Origin of the sequence: uncultured Friedmanniella sp., from assembly GCF_964244285.1 — a bacterium.
Classification (GTDB): domain Bacteria; phylum Actinomycetota; class Actinomycetes; order Propionibacteriales; family Propionibacteriaceae; genus Microlunatus.
Genome location: NZ_CAXTHT010000003.1, coordinates 352,275 through 369,428 on the forward strand (window position 1 = coordinate 352,275; position 17,154 = coordinate 369,428).

Below are 17,154 nucleotides of genomic sequence, written 5' to 3' on the forward strand. Positions count from 1 at the left end.
GTTCGTGCCGACGGCGGGTCGGACGGCGGGGACCCCGGCGTGCGCCGCCGCAGCGACCGCGGCGCGGTCGGCGTCGGCGTCGCCGGAGGCGGGGACGACCAGACCGCTGTGGGCGAGGAGGTCCGCCGTCAGCTCCGGCTGCACCCGGAGCAGGCCGCGGTCGACCAGGTCGGTGACGGTGGTGCCGAGCTCGGTGGCCACCACGACGACCTCGGCGTGCGCCTGCAGCAGGGCCGTGACCGGGGCCAGCGCCGCCGGTCCGCCGCCCACGACCACCACCCGTCGACCGGCCAGGTCGAGGTCGGCGACGAAACCGCTCACCGGAGGACCCCGGCGACCGAGCTCAGGGCGTCGAGCAGGCGCCCGGTGGTGTCCTCGTCCCGGACGGCGATCCGGACCCAGTCCGCGCCGAGACCGGGAAAGGTGTCGCCGCGCCGGACGGCGAAGCCGAAGGTGCGCAGAGCCGCCCGGATCCCGCCGGCTGGTCGGTGGCCGCGGACCGGGGTGGTGTCCACCAGCACGAACGGGCCGGCCGGGTCCCCCGCCACCGTGAGGCCGAGCGCGGCCAGTCCGTCGACCAGCACCGTCCTGCGCGCGGCGATCACCTCGGCCTGGTCGGCGGCCAGCTCCAGCGCCTTCGGCGAGACGCAGGCGGTGATGGCGGCCAGGGCGGGCGTGGAGACCGACCACGGCGGCTGCTGGGCGCGCAGCCGGGCCACCAGGTCAGCGTCGCCGACGACGTAGCCGGCCCGGAGCCCCGCCAGCCCCCACGTCTTGGTCAGCGAGCGCAGCACGAGCAGTCCGGTGAGGTCGCCGTCGATCATCGAGGGTGGCGAACCGGCGACCGCGTCGAGGAAGGCCTCGTCCACCACCAGCACCCGCACCGGTCGGCGGAGCCGCTCGAGGACCTCGACGGGGTGCAGCACGCCGGTCGGGTTGGTGGGGTTGCCCACGACCACGAGGTCCGCGTCCCCCGGTACCCGGTCGGGGTCGAGCCGGAACCCGGACGCGGCGTCCAGCAGCACCCGGACGGGGGCGTGGCCGGCGGCGACCAGCGCGGCCTCGGGCTCGGTGAACTGCGGGTGCACGATCACGGGGTGCTTCGTCGGCAAAGCCCGGGCCAGCAGGGTGAACGCCTCGGCCGCCCCGGCCGTCAGCAGCACCTGCTCGACCTCGACGCCGTGGGCCAGGGCGACCGCGACCGTGGCCTCGGTGCTGTCCGGGTACGCGCCGAGCTGGCTGAGAGTCGCGGTGATGACGTCGGCGAGCCAGGGCGGCGGAGCCGGGTGCTGGACGTTGACGGCGAAGTCCACCAGCCCCTCCCCGACCTCGGCGTCACCGTGGTGGTGCAGGTCCTCGCGTCCCGACAGGCTCGGGGCGCGCTGCCCGGTCGCGCGGTCACGGGCGTGGGCGTGCACCGCGTCAGCGAACCGCTGGGCCAGCCGGGGGTGCCCGGCCCAGTGCAGGTGCAGGTAGCTGGCGTGCAGGGTGGGGCGTCCGAGCCCGGCCGGGTCGGCGGAGAAACCGACGGGCTGCCCCTCGACCAGCCAGGCGGACTCCTGGCCGGCGGGCGGCTCGACGTGGGTGCGGTGGAACTCGTGCCCGGTCACCCGGCGCCCGGCCTCGGCGAGCAGGCTGTCGGCGTCAGCCACCACCGTCCGGTAGCCGAGCGTCAGCGTCGGCGTCATGGTGCCTCGGGCGTGCACGGCCCCGACCATCGGTGAGCCGTCGACCTCCTCGCACAGGTAGAGCAGCCCGGCGCACTCGGCCACGGTCGGTGTCCCGGCCTCGATGGCGGCCCGGAGTGCCGTCCGGAGGGAGGCGTTGGCGGCCAGCTCTCCGGCGTGCACCTCGGGGAAGCCGCCGCCGAGGTAGATCCCGGCGGTGCCCTCGGGCAGCGCGGGGTCGGTGAGCGGGTCGAAGACCACCGGTTCGCACCCCGCCGCCCGTAGCAGCTCGTCGGTCTCGGCGTAGCGGAAGGTGAACGCCCGCCCGCCGGCCACGGCCACCACCGGCCGCCGCTCGGACGGGGGACCGACGACCCTGTCGGGAGCCCACGGCTCACCGGTCAGCGCCGGCGCGCCGTGCGCCAGGGCCAGCAGGCCGGACAGGTCGAGGTGCTCGTGCACCTGGTCGGCGAGCGCCTCGATGCTGGCCGCGGCGTCGGCCCGCTCGCGGGCCGGGACCAGCCCGAGATGGCGGGACGGCGCCTCGATGCCGGCGTTCCGCGGCAGCACGCCGAGGACGGGCAGCCCGGTCGCCTCCAGGGCCCGGACGATCTCGTCGCTGTGCCGCAGCGAGCCGGCCTTGTTGAGGACGACGCCGCTCAGCCGCACCTGCGGGTCGAAGGTGTGCAGTCCGTGCACCAGGGCCGCCGCGGTCCGGGAGACCGAGCTGATGTCCAGCACCAGCACGATCGGCGCCCGGAGCAGCCCGGCCACGTGGGCGGTGGAGGCGTACCCGTCCCCGCCGATCTGGCCGTCGAACAGCCCCATCACGCCCTCGACGACGGCCACGTCCGCCGGCCGGGGCGCGGCCATCCCGTGCAGGAACAGCGGCATGATCTGGTCTTCCCGACACAGGTGCGGGTCGAGGTTGCGGCCGGGCCGGCCGGTGGCCATCGCGTGGTAGCCGGGGTCGATGTAGTCGGGCCCGACCTTGAAGCCGGCCACCTCCAGACCCTCCTGGCGCAGGGCCCCCATCAGGCCGGTCGCCACGGTGGTCTTGCCGTGCGAGGAGCCCGGGGCGGCGATGACCAGGCGCGGGGTCACCACTCGATCCCCCGCTGGCCCTTCTGGCCGGACTGGAAGGGGTGCTTGACCATGGTCATCTCCGTGACCAGGGTGGCGGCCTCGAGCAGCCGTGGGTCGGCCCGGCGGCCGGTGATGATGACGTGCTGCGTGCCCGGACGGTTGAGCAGAGTGTCGAGGACGTCCTCGACGTCCACCCACCCCCAGGCCATCGGGTAGGTGAACTCGTCCAGCACGTACAGGCCGTGCGCCTCCCGGGCCAGCCGGCGCTTGATCTCCTGCCAGCCCTCGGCGGCCTCGGCGGCGTGGTCGGCGGTGTCGCCGGCCTTGCGCGACCAGGACCAGCCGGCGCCCATCTTGTGCCACTCGACCGGTCCGCCGCGGCCGGTCTGGTCGTGCAGCTCGGCCAGGGTCTCGAACGCGGTCTGCTCACCGATCCGCCATTTCGCCGACTTGACGAACTGGAACACCCCGACCGACCAGCCCTGGTTCCAGCCCCGCAGCGCCAGCCCGAAGGCGGCCGTGCTCTTGCCCTTGCCGTTGCCGGTGTGCACGATCAGCTGGGGCCGAAGCCGCCGCTGCCGCGTGGTGAGGCCGTCGTCCGGCGCCGCCTCGATGCGTCCCTCGGGCATCAGGCGGCCCGCCTCTCGTGCACGACCGACAGCACGGTGTCGGCCGCGACCTCGCCGACGGGCACGTGCTCGGCGCCGAGGTGCAGGCTGAGCACCCGCGCCAACCCCAGTCCGAAGCCGGTCTCGCAGTCGATGACCACCGAGCTCACCCCTGCGTCCCGGAGCAGTGCCGCGGCCTGCCGGGAGCGGCCGACCGCGTCCGGCCCCGACGTGGCCCGGCCGTCGGTGACCAGCACCAGCAGCGGACGGCGCCTCGGGTCGCGGATGCGTTCCAACCGAAGCGTCTCGGCCGCGCAGAGCAGACCCTCGGCCAGCGGGGTGCGACCGCCGCTGGGCAGCTCGTCCAGCCGCCGGGCGGCGACGTCGACCGAAGAGGTGGGCGGCAGGGCCAGGGTCGCGGCGGCCCCGCGGAAGGTGACCAGTCCGACCTTGTCGCGTCGCTGGTAGGCGTCCAGCAGCAGCGACAGCGCGGCCGTCTTGACCGCCTCCATCCGCCGCCGGGCGGCCATCGACCCGGACGCGTCCACCACCAGCAGCACGAGGTTGGACTCGCGGCCCTCGGTGACGGCGGTCCGCAGGTCGGACCGGACCAGCCGGAGCGCGGCGCCCGACGTCCGGCCGCGGTCGGCCTGGTGCGCCGCCGCGGCCCGGATCGTGGCCGGCAGGTGCAGCGGTCCCGGCGTCCCGGGCGGCGCCGCACCCACCGTCCGGCCGGTGGTGGTGACGGCCCGGCTGCGACGCCCCGCCGTCCCCGCCCCCACCCCGGACGCGGTGAACAGCCGGGTCCGGTACGGCGCGGCCGCCCGGCTCAGCGTGGTCGGAGAGAGACCGGCGCTCCCGCCTGCCGCTGGTTCCGGGGTGGGCTCGGGTGCCCTCTCCGACGTCCGTGCCGGCTCCGGGGCGCCGCCATCCGTCTGCCCCGCGGAGTCCTCCGGGCCCGACGGCTCGTCGGGTGAGGTGCCGGGACCTGGCTCGGGCTCGGGGTCGGGCTCCGGCTCGTCCTCACCGAGGAGCGCGTCGAGGAGGTCCTCGTCGAGGCCGGGGGCGTCGAAGGGGTTGCGTCGGCGGCGGTGCGGCAGGGCCAGCCGCGCGGCGGCGCGGATGTCGGCCTTGGTGACGCTGGTCCGCCCGTGCCAGGCGGCGTGGGCGACAGCGGCGCGTGCGGTGACCAGGTCGGCTCGCATCCCGTCCACCTCGAACGCGGCACAGACCTCGGCGATCAGCAGCAGCAACCGATCGCTCAGCTCGACCTCGGCGACCAGCGCCCGGGCCGTGGCCAGCCGGGCGGCGAAGGCGGTCTCGGCGTCGGCGTACGCGGCGGTGAAGGCGACCGGATCCCGGTCGAAGGCCATCCGACGCCGGACCACCTCGGCGCGCAGGGCCGGGTCGCGGGGGGCGGCGACCTCGGCGGTCAGCCCGAAGCGGTCCAGCAGCTGCGGCCGGAGCTCCCCTTCCTCGGGGTTCATGGTGCCGACCAGGACCATCCGCGAGGCGTGGGCGACCGAGACGCCCTCGCGCTCCACGGTGGAGCGGCCGGTGGCGGCCGCGTCCAGCAGCAGGTCGACCAGGTGGTCGTGCAGCAGGTTGACCTCGTCGACGTAGAGCAGGCCGCGGTGGGCGGCGGCGAGCAGGCCCGGCTCGTAGACCACGTGCCCGGCGCCGAGGGCCTGCTGCAGGTCCAGCGAGCCGATCACCCGGTCCTCGGTGGCGCCGACGGGCAGCTCGACCAGCCTTGCCGGTCGGGAGGCGGCCGCCGCGTCGGCCGGGTGGGGACCGTCGGGGCAGCCCGGGTCGGGGTCGGCGGGGTCGCAGCTGAAGCGGCAGCCTTCGACGACGGCGACCGGAGGCAGCACGCGGGTCAACGCACGGACGGTGGTGGTCTTGGCCGTCCCCTTCTCCCCGCGGACCAGGACGCCGCCCACCTCGGGGGAGACGGTGGTCAGGACCAGGGCGAGCGCCATGTCGTCCGAGCCGACGACGGCGGGGAAGGGGAAGGTCCGCGGCTCAGCCGGGGGGGAGCCAGTCATGGGGTCGGCCCTTCTGCGCGGATGTCCACGTCCGCGCGTGCGAGGAGCCGTCAGCGCGGCTGCGCGGCGGCCGGCGCAGCAGACGGCCTGACTTCCCGGGGACCGGGTCACAGTGGCGGGACCGTTCCGGATTCGCACCGGATTCCTCTGCTGACGCCGGGTCGATGATGTCACAGCCGGTGAGGGTTAGGGTCGTGCGGTGTTGGAGGTGGAGCGGTGATCCAGGTGGTCGGGATCGGTGCGGCCGGCTGGGCCTCCCTGGCGGAGCCCGACCAGCTGCTGGTGCTGGGCGCCCGACGAGTGCTGGGCGGCGCTCGGCACCTCGACCTGCTGCCTGAGGTGCCCGACCAGCGGCGCATCGCCTGGCCGCCGGACCTGCGAAGGGCCCTGCCCGATCTCGTCGCCGGGCACGAGACCGATCCCGTGGTCGTGCTGGCCAGCGGTGACCCGCTGCTCGCCGGCGTCGGGGTGACCCTGATCGAGCTGTTCGGTGCTGACGCCGTCCGGGTGCACCCGCAGGTCTCCTCGGTCGCGCTCGCCGCTGCCCGGATGGGCTGGTCGGCCGACTCCTACGCGGTGGTCCGGCTGCGGGGCGCCGACGTCGACCTGGTGCGGCGCGAGCTCTACGACGGCCGCCGCCTGCTCGTGCTGGCCCGGGACGCCGGGACGCCCGCCGAGGTCGCTGCCCTGCTGGGGGAAGCCGGTTTCGGGGACAGCGTGCTCACGGTGCTCGGCGACCTCGGGTCGCCCTCGGAGAGCCGGCGCGATGTCCCCGCCTCGGCCTGGACGGGGCCGGCGCCCGACCTGCACGTCCTCGCCGTCTCGTGCCTCACGGGGCCCTCGGCGGCGGGCGGGTCCCTGGCTCCGGGCCTGCCCGACACCGCGTTCGACCACGACGGTCAGCTGACCAAGCGCGACGTCCGGGCCTCCGCCCTCGCGCACCTCCAGCCGCGGCCCGGTGAGCTGTTGTGGGACGTGGGAGCGGGGGCCGGCTCGGTGGCGATCGAGTGGCTGCGCAGCCACCCGACCTGCCGCGCGATCGCGGTCGAGCAGCAGCCGCCGCGGGCCAAGCGCATCGCCGCCAACGCTGCCGCCCTCGGGGTGCCCGGGCTGCGGACGGTCCTGGGCTCGGCACCCTCGGCGCTCGAGCGACTGCCCGCACCCGATGCCGTCTTCGTCGGCGGCGGCGCGAGCGAGGAGACGTTGGCGGCGTGCTGGGCGGCGCTCCGACCGGGCGGCCGGCTGGTGGTGCACGCCGTCACCCAGGAGACCGAGATGCTGCTGGCCGCGCGGTGGCGCGACCACGGCGGCGAGCTGACGCGGATCGCCGTCGAGCACCTGGAGGCCATCGGCCGCAGCCACGGCTGGAAGCCGGCCCGCGCGGTCGTCCAGTGGAGCGTGACGAAGCGGTGACGGTGCACTTCATCGGGGCTGGTCCGGGGGCGGCGGACCTGCTGACCGTACGGGCGGTCCGGCTGCTGCAGACCTCACCGGTGTGCGTCTACGCCGGTACCTACCTGGACGCGGAGGTGCTGGCCCACTGTCCGCCGGGAGCGCGGCTGGTCGACAGCCAGCGGCTGGACCTGGACCAGATCACCGCCGAGCTGCAGGCGGCCCACGCCGAGGGGCTGGACGTGGCCCGGCTCTGCTCGGGCGACCCGTCGCTCTACTCGGCCCTGGCCGAGCAGACCCGCCGGCTCGACCGGCTGGGCATCGGTTGGGACGTCACGCCGGGCGTCCCGGCCTACGCCGCTGCCGCGGCGGTCCTCGGCCGCGAGCTGACCGTGCCCGAGGTGGCCCAGTCCGTGGTGCTGACCAGGGTCTCCGCGGCGTCGACGGCGATGCCGCAGACCGAGTCCCTGGGCGCCTTCGCCGCCACCCGGGCCACCCTGGTGCTGCACCTGGCCATCCGCCGGACCCGCGAGCTGTGCTCCTCGCTGGTCGCGGACTACGGCGCCGACTGCCCGGTGGCCGTCGTCGCGAACGCCAGCCAGCCGTCCCAGGTGGTGCTGCGCGGGACCCTCGCCGACATGGCCGACCAGGTCGAGGCCGCCGGCCTGCGCCAGGCGGCGGTGATCATGGTCGGCGAGGCCCTACGGGCCGAGCACTTCGCCGAGTCCCACCTCTACGGGCCCCGGCCGCGGAGATCGTGAAGCGATCTGCCGGGACTACGCAGCACATCGCTTCACGATCGTCTTCTGGACTGCTCGGCTCGCCCCGTCCACGGGCGAGTGTCGTCGCGGCCGAAGGCCACGACCTGCTCGAGAAGTGGGTCAGAGAGGTTTGCTCGACCCACCACGGCTCGCGTCAGAGGTCGAGCGCCAGGCGTAGACCGGCGTCGACGTCGCGTAGGAGGTCGCCGGCGACCAAGCCGACTCGCTCCACGAGCTCGTACTTGTTGACCGTGACCAGCGACGTCACGTTGACGACCGAGTCGCGAGGCAGACCCGTCATCGCTGCTGGGAGGAAGGTGTTTCCCGGTAGGCCGGCACGGTCAGTCCGAGACGTGATCGCGACGACGGCCACCGTCGCGACTGCCGATCGGTTGTACTCCTCAGACGACACGACGAGGACAGGTCGCAGCTTCGCTGGGCGGCTGCCGGTCGGCGAGCCCAGGTCAGCCCAGTAGACATCGCCTCGGCTGATCACCAGTCGTCATCGATGGCCAGCAGGTGCCGCTTGCCGGCCGCCACCACATCGTCGAGATCGTCGTCTGCCCCCACGAGCTCGAGCGCAGCGTTGATCCGAGCCGTGAGGGAAGCAGCGTCGAGCCGTCCCAGATAAGCGACAGCCGCTCGCGTCAGCAGTTCCGAACGGCTGAGACCCAGCTGCTGAGCCCGCTCGGACACGCGTGCGAACGTGTCGTCAGGCATCGAGATCGCGGTCTTCATAGCGCGAGTATAACCGGGTATGACCGGTCTCAAGGGTGGCTGCGCGAGGTCCAGACGCTGCCGGCGGCGGTGAGCCGGGTCTGGCTGGAGCCGATGATCAGCAGGCAGGACATGTCGATCATGGATGGATCAAGATCATCCAGGGTGGTGATGATCAGCTCTTCCGCCGCGCGGCCGACGTGCCTGCCCACCACCACAGGGGTTTGAGGCGTGCGGTGCTCGAGCATGATCATCTTCAGCTGGGCGACCTGCTCCCGCCGGCTGCGCGAGGCGGGGTTGTAGACCGCCAGCACGAGGTCGGCGACGCCGATGGCGTGCAGGCGCCGCTCCACCAGCTCCCACGGCTTGAGCCGGTCGGAGAGGGAGACGACGGCGTAGTCCCCGCCCAGCGGGGCGCCGGCCCGAGCGGCGACCGCCTGCGCCGCCGTCACCCCCGGCAGCACCTCGATGCTGACGTCGGTGTACCGCTCGCCGGCGGCCGCTGCCTCGTACACCGCCGAGGCCATCCCGAAGACGCCGGCGTCCCCGCCCGAGACCACGGCCACGCGCTCGCCGCTCCGGGCCAGATCCAGCGCGAACGACGCCCGGTCGACCTCCACGGTGTTGCCCGACGCGTGGCGCTTCAGGCCGGGACGCTGCGGCACCCGGTCCACGTACGGGCCGTACCCGACCACGTGGTCCACCTCGGCCAGCGCCGCGCTCACCTCGGGGGTGACCCACCCGTCCGGGCCCGGTCCCAGCCCCACGACGAGCAGCCGGCCCGCGGAGCTGGCGACCGGTTCGGGTGCCGAGGCCCGGGCGCGCGAGGCGGCGTCCGCCCGCAGGTCGGGCCCGGGCACCAGGACCATGGAGAAGTACGGCACCGCGTCGGCGTCCACCTCGGCCACCGGCAGCCGACGCTCCCGGCCGGTGCTGGCCCGTTCGACGTACCAGGCGTCGTCCAGCCGGCCGGCCTGGCGGAGCGCCTCGCGCACCCCGGCGAAGGTCCGGCCGAGCTTCATGATCGCCGCGCCGCCGCCCTCAGCCAGCCGGCGGGCCAGCTCGGGTACGGCCATGGTCCCCGGCAGCACGGTGAAGGTGTCCTCGTGCCGGCTGACGGGTCGCGCGAGCGCGGCGGACACCGCGCTGACCGAGGTCACCCCGGGCACGATCTCGCTCGGGTAGTGCTCGGCCAGCCGGTCGTGCAGGTAGGAGTACGAGCTGTAGAACATCGGGTCGCCCTCGGCCAGCACCACCACGGTCCGGCCGGCGTCGAGGTGCTTGCCCAGGCGCTCGGCCGACTCGTCGTAGAAGTCCTCGATGGCGCCGTAGTAGCCCAGCGGGTGCTCGGTCGCCCCGGTCGTCACGGGGTAGATCAACAGCTCCTCGGTCGCGTCGGGGCTGATCAGGTCGGCCACGATCGTCCGCGCGATCGAGCGCCCCTCCGTTCCCGAGTGGTAGGCCACCACGTCGGCGCCCCGGATCAGCCGGGCCGCCTTCAGGGTGACGAGCTCCGGGTCGCCGGGGCCGACGCCCACCCCGTACAGCCGTCCGGTCACGCGATCTCGTCCTCGGCCGCCAGCGCGTTCAGGGCCGAGGCGCAGAGCGCCGACCCGCCGCGACGACCGTGCACCACCAGGTAGGGGATGTCCCACGGGTTCTCGGCCAGGGCCACCTTGGACTCCGCCGAGCCGACGAAACCCACCGGGATGCCGAGGATGGCCGCAGGTCGCGGGCCGCCGTCCGCGATCTGCTCGAGCAGGTGGAACAGCGCCGTCGGAGCGTTGCCGACCGCCACCACCGCGCCCTCCAGCTCGGGCCCCCAGAACGAGACGGCGGCCGCGGACCGGGTGGTCGACCAGGCCTGCGCCCGGGCCGGGACGCGGGGGTCGTCGAGGAGGCAGCGCACGGCGTTGTCGGCGGGCAGCCGCCGCCGGGTCACGCCCGAGGCGATCATGTACGCGTCGGTGAAGATCGGGGCGCCCGCCCGGAGCGCCCCGCGGGCCGCCGGCACCAGCCGCGGGTGCGCCTGCAGGGCCGTCGTGAGGTCCAGGTCCCCGCTGGCGTGGATCATCCGCACCGCGACCGTACGGAGGTCCTCGGCGAGCCCGGTCAGGTCGGCCTTGCCGCGGACCTCGGCGAAGGAGCGGCGGTAGATGTCCGCGGGGTCGCGGACGTAGTCGTAGCGCCGGCGCGGGGGCTCAGGCATGGGTGAGCACCTCGGCCAGCAGCTGGTCACGCGTCGGGGCCACGAGATCCCGGTGCGCACCGACCGGAGCCCCGCAACGCCGTTCACAGCCACTGACGTGGGTGCGCGGCCAGGCTGCCTCGGCCCCGTCGTCCAGAGCCGGATCGACGGCCGAGCGGACCAACGCCTGGGTGTCGACCCGGCCGTGCGCGCACCAGGGAGCACCGACGCAAGCACTGATCGCCGTCCACGGAGAAGCCGACGAGGCCACCAGCCCACTCGCGGCCAGGCCGGCCAGACGGTCGGCGGCGCCGGCGACCACCAGCCCTCGCCAGGGAGTGACCACGACGCGCCCCCCCTCGGCCGCCTCGACCACCGCTCGCCACTGCTCGGGCGCGAGGAAGCCCAGCGGGACGGCCACGCTGGCGTGCGGGCCGACGGCACCGAGCGGCATCAGCTCCGCCTCCGGCAGCGACACCGACTCGAGACCGCCGAGCCCGGCCACCCACCCGGGGAGGTCGCTCACCCGCCACGCCCCGACCGGCTCGGCGGCCGCGGCGAAGTCCAGCGCCAGCCCGACCAGCTCATCGACCGCATCCCGAGCCGGCACCTCCCGACCACGGCCCCCGACCACTATTCGTCCGCGTGAGGGGTCCAGAGCCAGATAGCCGAGGTCCGGCCGCAGCGCGACGGTGTCTCCGCGCCCGTCGTCCAGCCCGAAGAGGAACCGCCCGGAGAGCAGGGCCAGCGCCGGCTCGGCCAGCACCGCCCGGTCCAGCGCCGCGACCATCGACCGCAGGTCGGCCCGTCCACCGGACAGCCCGGTCAGGGGCGAGCAGACGACGTTGCGGACCCGCTCGTGGGTCGGCGAGGGCAGGCTCCCCGCCGCGGTGATCGCGTCCTCGAACGCGGGCGGCAGGGCCGGGGGCAGCCCCCGGACCTGCAGGCTGGCCCTCGAGGTCAGATGCAGGACCCCACTGCCGAACGTGTCCGCCGCTGCGCCGAGCGCGGCCAGGGCTGTGCCGGTGAGCTGGCCGCCGGGGATGCGGATACGCACCATCGCACCGTCGGCCGCCTGGTGCGGCCGGAGCACGCCGGGGCAGCGGTCCACAGTCACGCCCGCCATCGTAAGCAGGAACGACCGCCGGACCGTGCTCACGCCCGGAAGCACTAGATTCCCGACGTGACCCGCCACGACTTCCGACAGCTCGACGTCTTCGGCAGCAGGCCGCTGAGCGGCAACCCGCTCGCCGTGGTCGTGGACGCCGACGACCTCGACGCCGGGCAGCGGCAGGCCTTCGCCCGCTGGACCGGTCTGGCGGAGACCACCTTCCTCTCCGAGCCGACCGACCGGAGCGCCGACTACCAGGTCCACATCCACACGCCCGAGCGTGAGCTGCCGTTCGCCGGTCACCCCACCCTCGGCTCGGCTGTCGCCTGGCTCGACGCCGGCGGCCGGCCGGCCGAGGAGGGACGGGTGGTGCAGCAGTGCGCGGCCGGGCTGGTGCCGGTCCGGGTCGACGGTCCTCGGCTGGCCTTCGCCGCACCGCCGCTGACCCGGTACGAGCCGGTCGAGTCCGAGCTGCTGGACCGGGTCGCGACCGGCTTGGGGCTGACCCGCGAGGACATCCTGGACGCCTCCTGGCTGGTCAACGGCCCGGAGTGGCTCGGTGTCCGGCTCGCCAGCGCCGAGCAGGTGCTCGGGGTGCAGCTCGTCCCGGCTGGGGTTCTCGGCCTGGACATCGGTGTCGTCGGCCCGCATCCGGCGGGCGCCGAGGTCCAGTTCGAGGTGCGGGCGTTCATCCCGGGCGGCGCGGTGCCCGAGGACCCGGTGACCGGCAGCCTGAACGCCGGCCTGGCCCACTGGCTGATGGACACCGGCCGGGCGCCCGACTCCTACGTGGCTGCGCAGGGCACCGCCATCGGTGGGGCCGGTCGGGTCCACGTCGAGCGAGACGCCGAGGCGCTGTGGATCGGCGGCGACGTCGCGCCGGTGGTCAGCGGCACCGTCGACCTCTGAGTCGCGAAACTGAGTCCGGATCGAGGTCCCGGGCAGAACAAGGGTCATGACCAACACGACCTCAGATGCTCCGGGCGCCCAGAAGATCGCCGAGCTGGCCAAGGGCATCACCTTCGCCATGCTCACCACCGTCGACGAGACGGGCGCGTTCGTGAGCCGACCGATGGCCCACCAGGACACCGACTTCGACGGCGAGCTCTGGTACCTGTCCTCGCGCGACTCCCGCAAGGTCGCGCACATCACTGCCGACCCCCACGTGGGGGTGACCCTCAGCTCGCGTGACGTCTGGATCTCGATCAACGGCACGGCTTCGGTCGTCGACGACCGGGCACGGGTCGCCGAGCTCTGGACGACGCAGATGGAGGGCTGGTTCCCCCAGGGGCCCGAGGACCCGTCGGTCGTGGCGGTCAAGGTCGACGCTGACACCGCCGAGTACTGGGACACCCCGGGCGGGCTGGTGGCCTCGGCCCTGAGCCTGGTGAAGGTCAAGACCACCGGCGAGCGGTACAAGGGCAACGACAACGAGGTCGTCGACCTCTGAGGTAGCGGACTGGGCGTTGTCCGTGGGCTCGCCTAGGGTCGAGGCCATGACGCGCATCGCCCTGGTCTCCACCTCCGACACCGACCTGCTGTCGGCCCGGGCCTCCGGCGCGGACTACGTCTACGTCAACCCCAGCAAGTCCGCGCACACGGAGATGGCGGCCGCCTTCGCCGCCGCAGACCTGATCGTCGCCCGCATCCTCGGCTCCGCAGCGTCGCTCTGCTCGGGGTTCGCGCGGATCCGGGGCGAGGGCCAGCCGATGGTGGTCCTCGGCGGCGAGCAGGTGCCGGACGCCTCGCTGATGGAGCTGTCGACGGTGCCCATGGGCACCGCGGCCGACGCCCACGTCTACCTGGCCCAGGGCGGCCCGGAGAACCTGGCGCAGCTGCATGCCTTTCTCTCCGACACGGTCCTGCTCACCGGTGAGGGGTTCGAGCCGCCGGTCGCCCAGCCTATCTGGGGCGAGCTCACCCGCCCGGAGCCGGGGCCGGTGGACGCCGTGCGTCCCCGCGTCGGCATCCTTTTCTACCGAGCCCAGCAGACGGCGGGCAACACCGGCTACGTGCACGCCCTGGCCGACGCGGTCGACGCCGCGGGCGGGGTCGGGCTGCCGATCTTCGCCGCCTCGCTGCGGGAGGCTCCGGACGACCTGCTCAGCCACCTCGGCACGCTCGACGCCCTCGTCACCACGGTCCTGGCGGCCGGCGGCACCCGGCCGGCCACCGCGTCCGCCGGTGAGGACGACGGGGCCTGGGACGTGCAGGCGCTGGCGGCGCTCGACATCCCCATCCTGCAGGGACTCTGCCTCACCACCAGCCGCGCCAGCTGGGCCGAGTCGGACGAGGGGATGAGCCCGCTCGACGTGGCCACGCAGGTGGCGGTGCCCGAGTTCGACGGCCGCATCATCACCGTCCCGTTCTCGTTCAAGGAGACCGACGCGGACGGGCTGCCGACCTACGTGCCCGACCCCGAACGCTGCCGCCGGGTGGCCGAGATCGCGGTCAACCACGGTCGGCTCCGGCACCTTGCGCCGAGCGAGCGGAAGATCGCGCTGGTCCTCGGCGCCTACCCCACCAAGCACGCCCGGATCGGCAACGCGGTCGGCCTGGACACCCCCGTCTCGGTCATCCGGCTGCTCCGGTCGATGCGCGAGGCCGGGTACGACCTCGGTGAGCCGGGCGACATCCCGGGCACCGGCCCACTGGAGCCGGTCGAGGGGGAGTCGGCCGACACCACCGCCGGGAACGCACTGATCCACGCCCTGATCGCGGCCGGCGGCCAGGACCCGGAGTGGCTGACGTCCGGACAGCTCTCGGGTCAGCCCGCCCGCGTTCCCGCGGGGACGTACCGCCGCTGGCTCGCCGACCTGCCGGCCGAGCTCAGCGACTCCGTGACCGCCGCCTGGGGAGAGGCTCCCGGCGAGCTGTTCGTCGACCACAGCCGGGTCGGCCTCGGCGGCGATCCGGACGGCGAGATCGTCGCGGCGACCCTGCAGGCCGGCAACGTGGTGATCCTGGTCCAGCCGCCGCGCGGGTTCGGGGAGAACCCCATCGCGATCTACCACGACCCCGACCTCGCGCCCACCCACCACTACCTCGCCGTCTACGGCTGGATCCAGCACGAGTTCGGCGCCCACGCCGTGGTCCACGTGGGCAAGCACGGCAACCTTGAGTGGCTGCCCGGGAAGAACCTCGGCATGTCCGCGGCCTGCGGCACCGACGCGGCCATCGGCTCGCTGCCCTTGGTCTACCCGTTCCTGGTCAACGACCCCGGCGAGGGCAGCCAGGCCAAGCGCCGTGCGCACGCCACCGTCGTCGACCACCTGATCCCCCCGATGGCCCGAGCCGAGTCCTACGGCGACATCGCGCGGCTCGAGCAGCTGCTGGACGAGTACGGAAACGTCCGCGCCATGGACCCGGCCAAGGCCCCGGCCCTGCAGGGGGAGATCTGGACGCTGATCCAGGCGGCGCAGATGGACGCCGAGCTCGGGCTCAGCGACCGGCCCGACGACGCGGCGTTCGACGACTTCGTGATGCACGTCGACGGCTGGCTGTGCGAGATCAAGGACGTGCAGATCCGCGACGGCCTGCACGTCCTGGGCCAGGCGCCGACCGGCGACGAGCTGGTCAACCTGGTGCTGGCCGTGCTCCGGGCCAACCAGATCTTCGGCGGTCAGGTCAACGGGGTCCCCGGCCTACGGGTGGCGCTCGGCCTCGCCGAGGGTGCGCCGCTGACCGAGGTGGACGCCGTCGAGGAGCAGGCCCGCGCCCTGGTGGTGGCACTGGCTGAGGCCGGCTGGGTGGCGGAGGCCGTCCCGGCGGTGGTGCTCTCGACGCTGGGCGAGGACAACGCTCAGGTGCGGACTGCCCTGACCTTCGCCTGCGAGGAGGTCGTCCCCCGCCTCGCCGCGACGACCGACGAGATCGACGCCACGCTGCACGCCCTCGAGGGGGGCTACGTGCCTGCCGGCCCCTCCGGCTCGCCGCTCCGCGGCCTGGTCAACGTGCTGCCCACCGGCCGCAACTTCTACTCCGTCGACCCGAAGGCCATCCCGTCCCGGCTGGCCTGCCAGACCGGCCAGGCGATGGCCGAGTCGCTGGTCCAGCGGCACCTCGACGACACCGGCACCTACCCGCAGTCGGTGGGCCTGAGCGTCTGGGGCACGTCGGCGATGCGCACCTCCGGCGACGACGTGGCCGAGGTGCTGGCCCTGCTCGGGGTTGTCCCCGTCTGGGACGAGGCCTCGAGAAGGGTCACCGGGCTGGACGTGCTGCCGCTGGCCGAGCTGGGCCGGCCACGGATCGACGTCACCGTCCGCATCTCCGGCTTCTTCCGCGACGCCTTCCCGCACGTGCTGGCCATGCTCGACGACGCGGTCCGGCTGGTCGCCGAGCGCGAGGAGCCCGACGAGCAGAACTACGTCCGCGCCCACGCGCAGGTCGACCTCGCGGTCCACGGCGACGAGCGCCGGGCGACCACGCGGATCTTCGGTTCCAAGCCGGGCTCGTACGGGGCCGGCATCCTGCCGCTGATGGAGGCGGGCAACTGGCGCGACGACGCCGACCTGGCCGAGGTCTACACGGCCTGGGGCGGGTTCGCGTACGGGCGCGACCTCGACGGCGCCCCGGCGCGGGAGGACATGGAGGCCAACTACCGCCGGATCAGCGTCGCGGCCAAGAACATCGACACCCGCGAGCACGACATCGCCGACTCCGACGACTACTTCCAGTACCACGGTGGCATGGTCGCGACCGTCCGCGCGCTGACGGGAACGGCGCCAAAGGCCTACGTGGGCGACTCGACCGTGCCCGACGCGGTCCGCACCCGCAGCCTGGGCGAGGAGACGGCGCGCGTGTTCCGCGCCCGGGTGGTCAACCCGCGCTGGATCCAGGCGATGCAGCGGCACGGCTACAAGGGCGCGTTCGAGCTGGCCGCGACGGTGGACTACCTGTTCGGCTTCGACGCCACCGCCGGCGTGGTGCCGGACTGGATGTACGCCTCGCTGGCCGAGTCCTACGTGCTGGACAAGACCAACCAGGACTTCATGAAGCACGCCAACCCGTGGGCGCTGCGCGGCATCATCGAGAAGCTGGGCGAGGCGGCCGAGCGCGGGCTCTGGGCCGAGCCCGACCCGGAGATCGTCGAGCAGTTGCAGCAGGTCTACCTCGACGTCGAGGGCGACTTGGAAGACGAGCCTGCGAGTCCGACCAGCAAGCTCGAGGACGCCCAGGGATGAGTCTCGACCTGGAAGCCCTCGGCGAGGACGTGCTCACCTTCCTCACCGAGCGGCACCTGGCCACGCTGACCAACGTCCGCGCGGACGGCACCCCGCACGTCGTGCCCGTCGGCTTCACCTACGAGCCGGCCACCCGGCTGGCCCGGGTGATCACCAGCGGCGAGTCGGTCAAGGCGCGGCTGGCCGGTCGCGCCGGCGCGGTCGGCGCCCTCTGCCAGGTCGACCGCGGCCGGTGGCTCACCTTGACCGGTCCGCTGCACGTCCAGCGGGACGCGGCGACCGTGGCCGACGCGGAGCGTCGTTACGCCGGGCGCTACCGGACCCCGCGCGAGAACCCGTTGCGCGTCGTCCTGGTGATGCAGGTCCACCGGATGCTCGGCCGCGGCTGAG

14 protein-coding genes, 1 pseudogene and 1 riboswitch are annotated in these 17,154 nt (G+C 74.1%); of the genes and pseudogenes, 6 read left to right on the forward strand and 9 right to left on the reverse strand.

What is annotated here, in order from left to right:
* Nucleotides 1-36: 36 nt before the first annotated feature.
* The 4 genes and pseudogenes from ACFE7W_RS09705 to ACFE7W_RS09720 form a co-directional block, all read right to left on the reverse strand.
* Nucleotides 37-321 (reverse strand): annotated as a pseudogene (locus tag ACFE7W_RS09705) (NAD(P)-dependent oxidoreductase); the annotation flags it as partial.
* Nucleotides 318-2,774 (reverse strand): cobyrinate a,c-diamide synthase, encoded by a 2,457-nt coding sequence (locus tag ACFE7W_RS09710; RefSeq protein WP_375424559.1) that lies wholly within the window; start codon nucleotides 2,772-2,774, stop codon nucleotides 318-320. The pseudogene ACFE7W_RS09705 and the gene ACFE7W_RS09710, both read right to left, overlap by 4 nt.
* A complete protein-coding gene (gene cobO, locus ACFE7W_RS09715) occupies nucleotides 2,768-3,382 on the reverse strand; it encodes a cob(I)yrinic acid a,c-diamide adenosyltransferase (RefSeq protein WP_375424560.1) in 615 nt (204 codons plus the stop codon). The genes ACFE7W_RS09710 and cobO overlap by 7 nt, the downstream gene beginning before the upstream one ends.
* Entirely contained in the window at nucleotides 3,382-5,409 is a 2,028-nt protein-coding gene (locus ACFE7W_RS09720) for a VWA domain-containing protein (RefSeq protein WP_375424561.1), read from the reverse strand. The genes cobO and ACFE7W_RS09720 overlap by 1 nt, the downstream gene beginning before the upstream one ends.
* A 70-nt stretch (nucleotides 5,410-5,479) precedes the next feature.
* Nucleotides 5,480-5,569, reverse strand: a riboswitch (adenosylcobalamin (AdoCbl) riboswitch).
* Nucleotides 5,570-5,625: 56 nt separating this feature from the next.
* On the opposite strand from ACFE7W_RS09720, the gene cbiE reads away from it, so the two are divergent.
* On the forward strand, nucleotides 5,626-6,822 hold the full coding sequence (gene cbiE / locus ACFE7W_RS09725) for a precorrin-6y C5,15-methyltransferase (decarboxylating) subunit CbiE (RefSeq protein ID WP_375424562.1): 1,197 nt from the start codon (nucleotides 5,626-5,628) through the stop codon (nucleotides 6,820-6,822).
* Nucleotides 6,819-7,562, forward strand: a complete 744-nt coding sequence (gene cobM, locus ACFE7W_RS09730) for a precorrin-4 C(11)-methyltransferase (RefSeq protein WP_375424563.1) — start codon at nucleotides 6,819-6,821, stop codon at nucleotides 7,560-7,562. The genes cbiE and cobM overlap by 4 nt, the downstream gene beginning before the upstream one ends.
* Nucleotides 7,563-7,716: 154 nt before the next feature.
* Here the strand turns inward: cobM and ACFE7W_RS09735 are convergent, their stop codons facing one another.
* The 5 genes from ACFE7W_RS09735 to ACFE7W_RS09755 are packed head-to-tail and all read right to left on the reverse strand — an operon-like array spanning nucleotide 7,717 to nucleotide 11,584.
* On the reverse strand, nucleotides 7,717-8,058 hold the full coding sequence (locus tag ACFE7W_RS09735; RefSeq protein WP_375424564.1) for a type II toxin-antitoxin system PemK/MazF family toxin: 342 nt from the start codon (nucleotides 8,056-8,058) through the stop codon (nucleotides 7,717-7,719).
* Nucleotides 8,055-8,300 carry a CopG family transcriptional regulator gene (locus tag ACFE7W_RS09740; RefSeq protein WP_375424565.1) on the reverse strand — a complete coding sequence of 82 codons (246 nt, stop codon included), beginning with the start codon at nucleotides 8,298-8,300 and terminating at the stop codon, nucleotides 8,055-8,057. The genes ACFE7W_RS09735 and ACFE7W_RS09740 overlap by 4 nt, the downstream gene beginning before the upstream one ends.
* Nucleotides 8,301-8,329: 29 nt before the next feature.
* Entirely contained in the window at nucleotides 8,330-9,838 is a 1,509-nt protein-coding gene (locus ACFE7W_RS09745) for a precorrin-2 C(20)-methyltransferase (RefSeq protein ID WP_375424566.1), read from the reverse strand.
* Complete coding sequence (locus ACFE7W_RS09750) at nucleotides 9,835-10,488, reverse strand: precorrin-8X methylmutase (protein ID WP_375424567.1); 654 nt, start codon at nucleotides 10,486-10,488, stop codon at nucleotides 9,835-9,837. Before ACFE7W_RS09750 ends, ACFE7W_RS09745 begins: the two co-directional genes overlap by 4 nt.
* A complete protein-coding gene (locus tag ACFE7W_RS09755) occupies nucleotides 10,481-11,584 on the reverse strand; it encodes a precorrin-3B synthase (protein ID WP_375424568.1) in 1,104 nt (367 codons plus the stop codon). The genes ACFE7W_RS09750 and ACFE7W_RS09755 overlap by 8 nt, the downstream gene beginning before the upstream one ends.
* Nucleotides 11,585-11,650: 66 nt before the next feature.
* On the opposite strand from ACFE7W_RS09755, the gene ACFE7W_RS09760 reads away from it, so the two are divergent.
* From ACFE7W_RS09760 to ACFE7W_RS09775, 4 genes are read left to right on the forward strand one after another with little or no spacing between them, the layout of a single operon-like run.
* Nucleotides 11,651-12,487, forward strand: a complete 837-nt coding sequence (locus tag ACFE7W_RS09760; protein WP_375424569.1) for a PhzF family phenazine biosynthesis protein — start codon at nucleotides 11,651-11,653, stop codon at nucleotides 12,485-12,487.
* 46 nt (nucleotides 12,488-12,533) lie between these two features.
* Complete coding sequence (locus ACFE7W_RS09765) at nucleotides 12,534-13,028, forward strand: pyridoxamine 5'-phosphate oxidase family protein (RefSeq protein WP_375424570.1); 495 nt, start codon at nucleotides 12,534-12,536, stop codon at nucleotides 13,026-13,028.
* Between the two features lie 46 nt (nucleotides 13,029-13,074).
* On the forward strand, nucleotides 13,075-16,764 hold the full coding sequence (gene cobN, locus ACFE7W_RS09770; RefSeq protein WP_375424571.1) for a cobaltochelatase subunit CobN: 3,690 nt from the start codon (nucleotides 13,075-13,077) through the stop codon (nucleotides 16,762-16,764).
* Nucleotides 16,761-17,153 carry a pyridoxamine 5'-phosphate oxidase family protein gene (locus ACFE7W_RS09775; protein WP_375424572.1) on the forward strand — a complete coding sequence of 131 codons (393 nt, stop codon included), beginning with the start codon at nucleotides 16,761-16,763 and terminating at the stop codon, nucleotides 17,151-17,153. Before cobN ends, ACFE7W_RS09775 begins: the two co-directional genes overlap by 4 nt.
* Nucleotide 17,154 lies beyond the last annotated feature (1 nt).

Coding starts and splice junctions, on each gene's coding strand:
- cobO (WP_375424560.1), bottom strand. CDS start 3,382: ATGCCCGAGGGACGCATCGAGGCGGCGCCGGACGACGGCCTCACCACG.
- ACFE7W_RS09720 (WP_375424561.1), bottom strand. CDS start 5,409: ATGACTGGCTCCCCCCCGGCTGAGCCGCGGACCTTCCCCTTCCCCGCC.
- ACFE7W_RS09740 (WP_375424565.1), bottom strand. CDS start 8,300: ATGAAGACCGCGATCTCGATGCCTGACGACACGTTCGCACGCGTGTCC.
- ACFE7W_RS09750 (WP_375424567.1), bottom strand. CDS start 10,488: ATGCCTGAGCCCCCGCGCCGGCGCTACGACTACGTCCGCGACCCCGCG.
- ACFE7W_RS09765 (WP_375424570.1), top strand. CDS start 12,534: ATGACCAACACGACCTCAGATGCTCCGGGCGCCCAGAAGATCGCCGAG.
- cobN (WP_375424571.1), top strand. CDS start 13,075: ATGACGCGCATCGCCCTGGTCTCCACCTCCGACACCGACCTGCTGTCG.
- ACFE7W_RS09775 (WP_375424572.1), top strand. CDS start 16,761: ATGAGTCTCGACCTGGAAGCCCTCGGCGAGGACGTGCTCACCTTCCTC.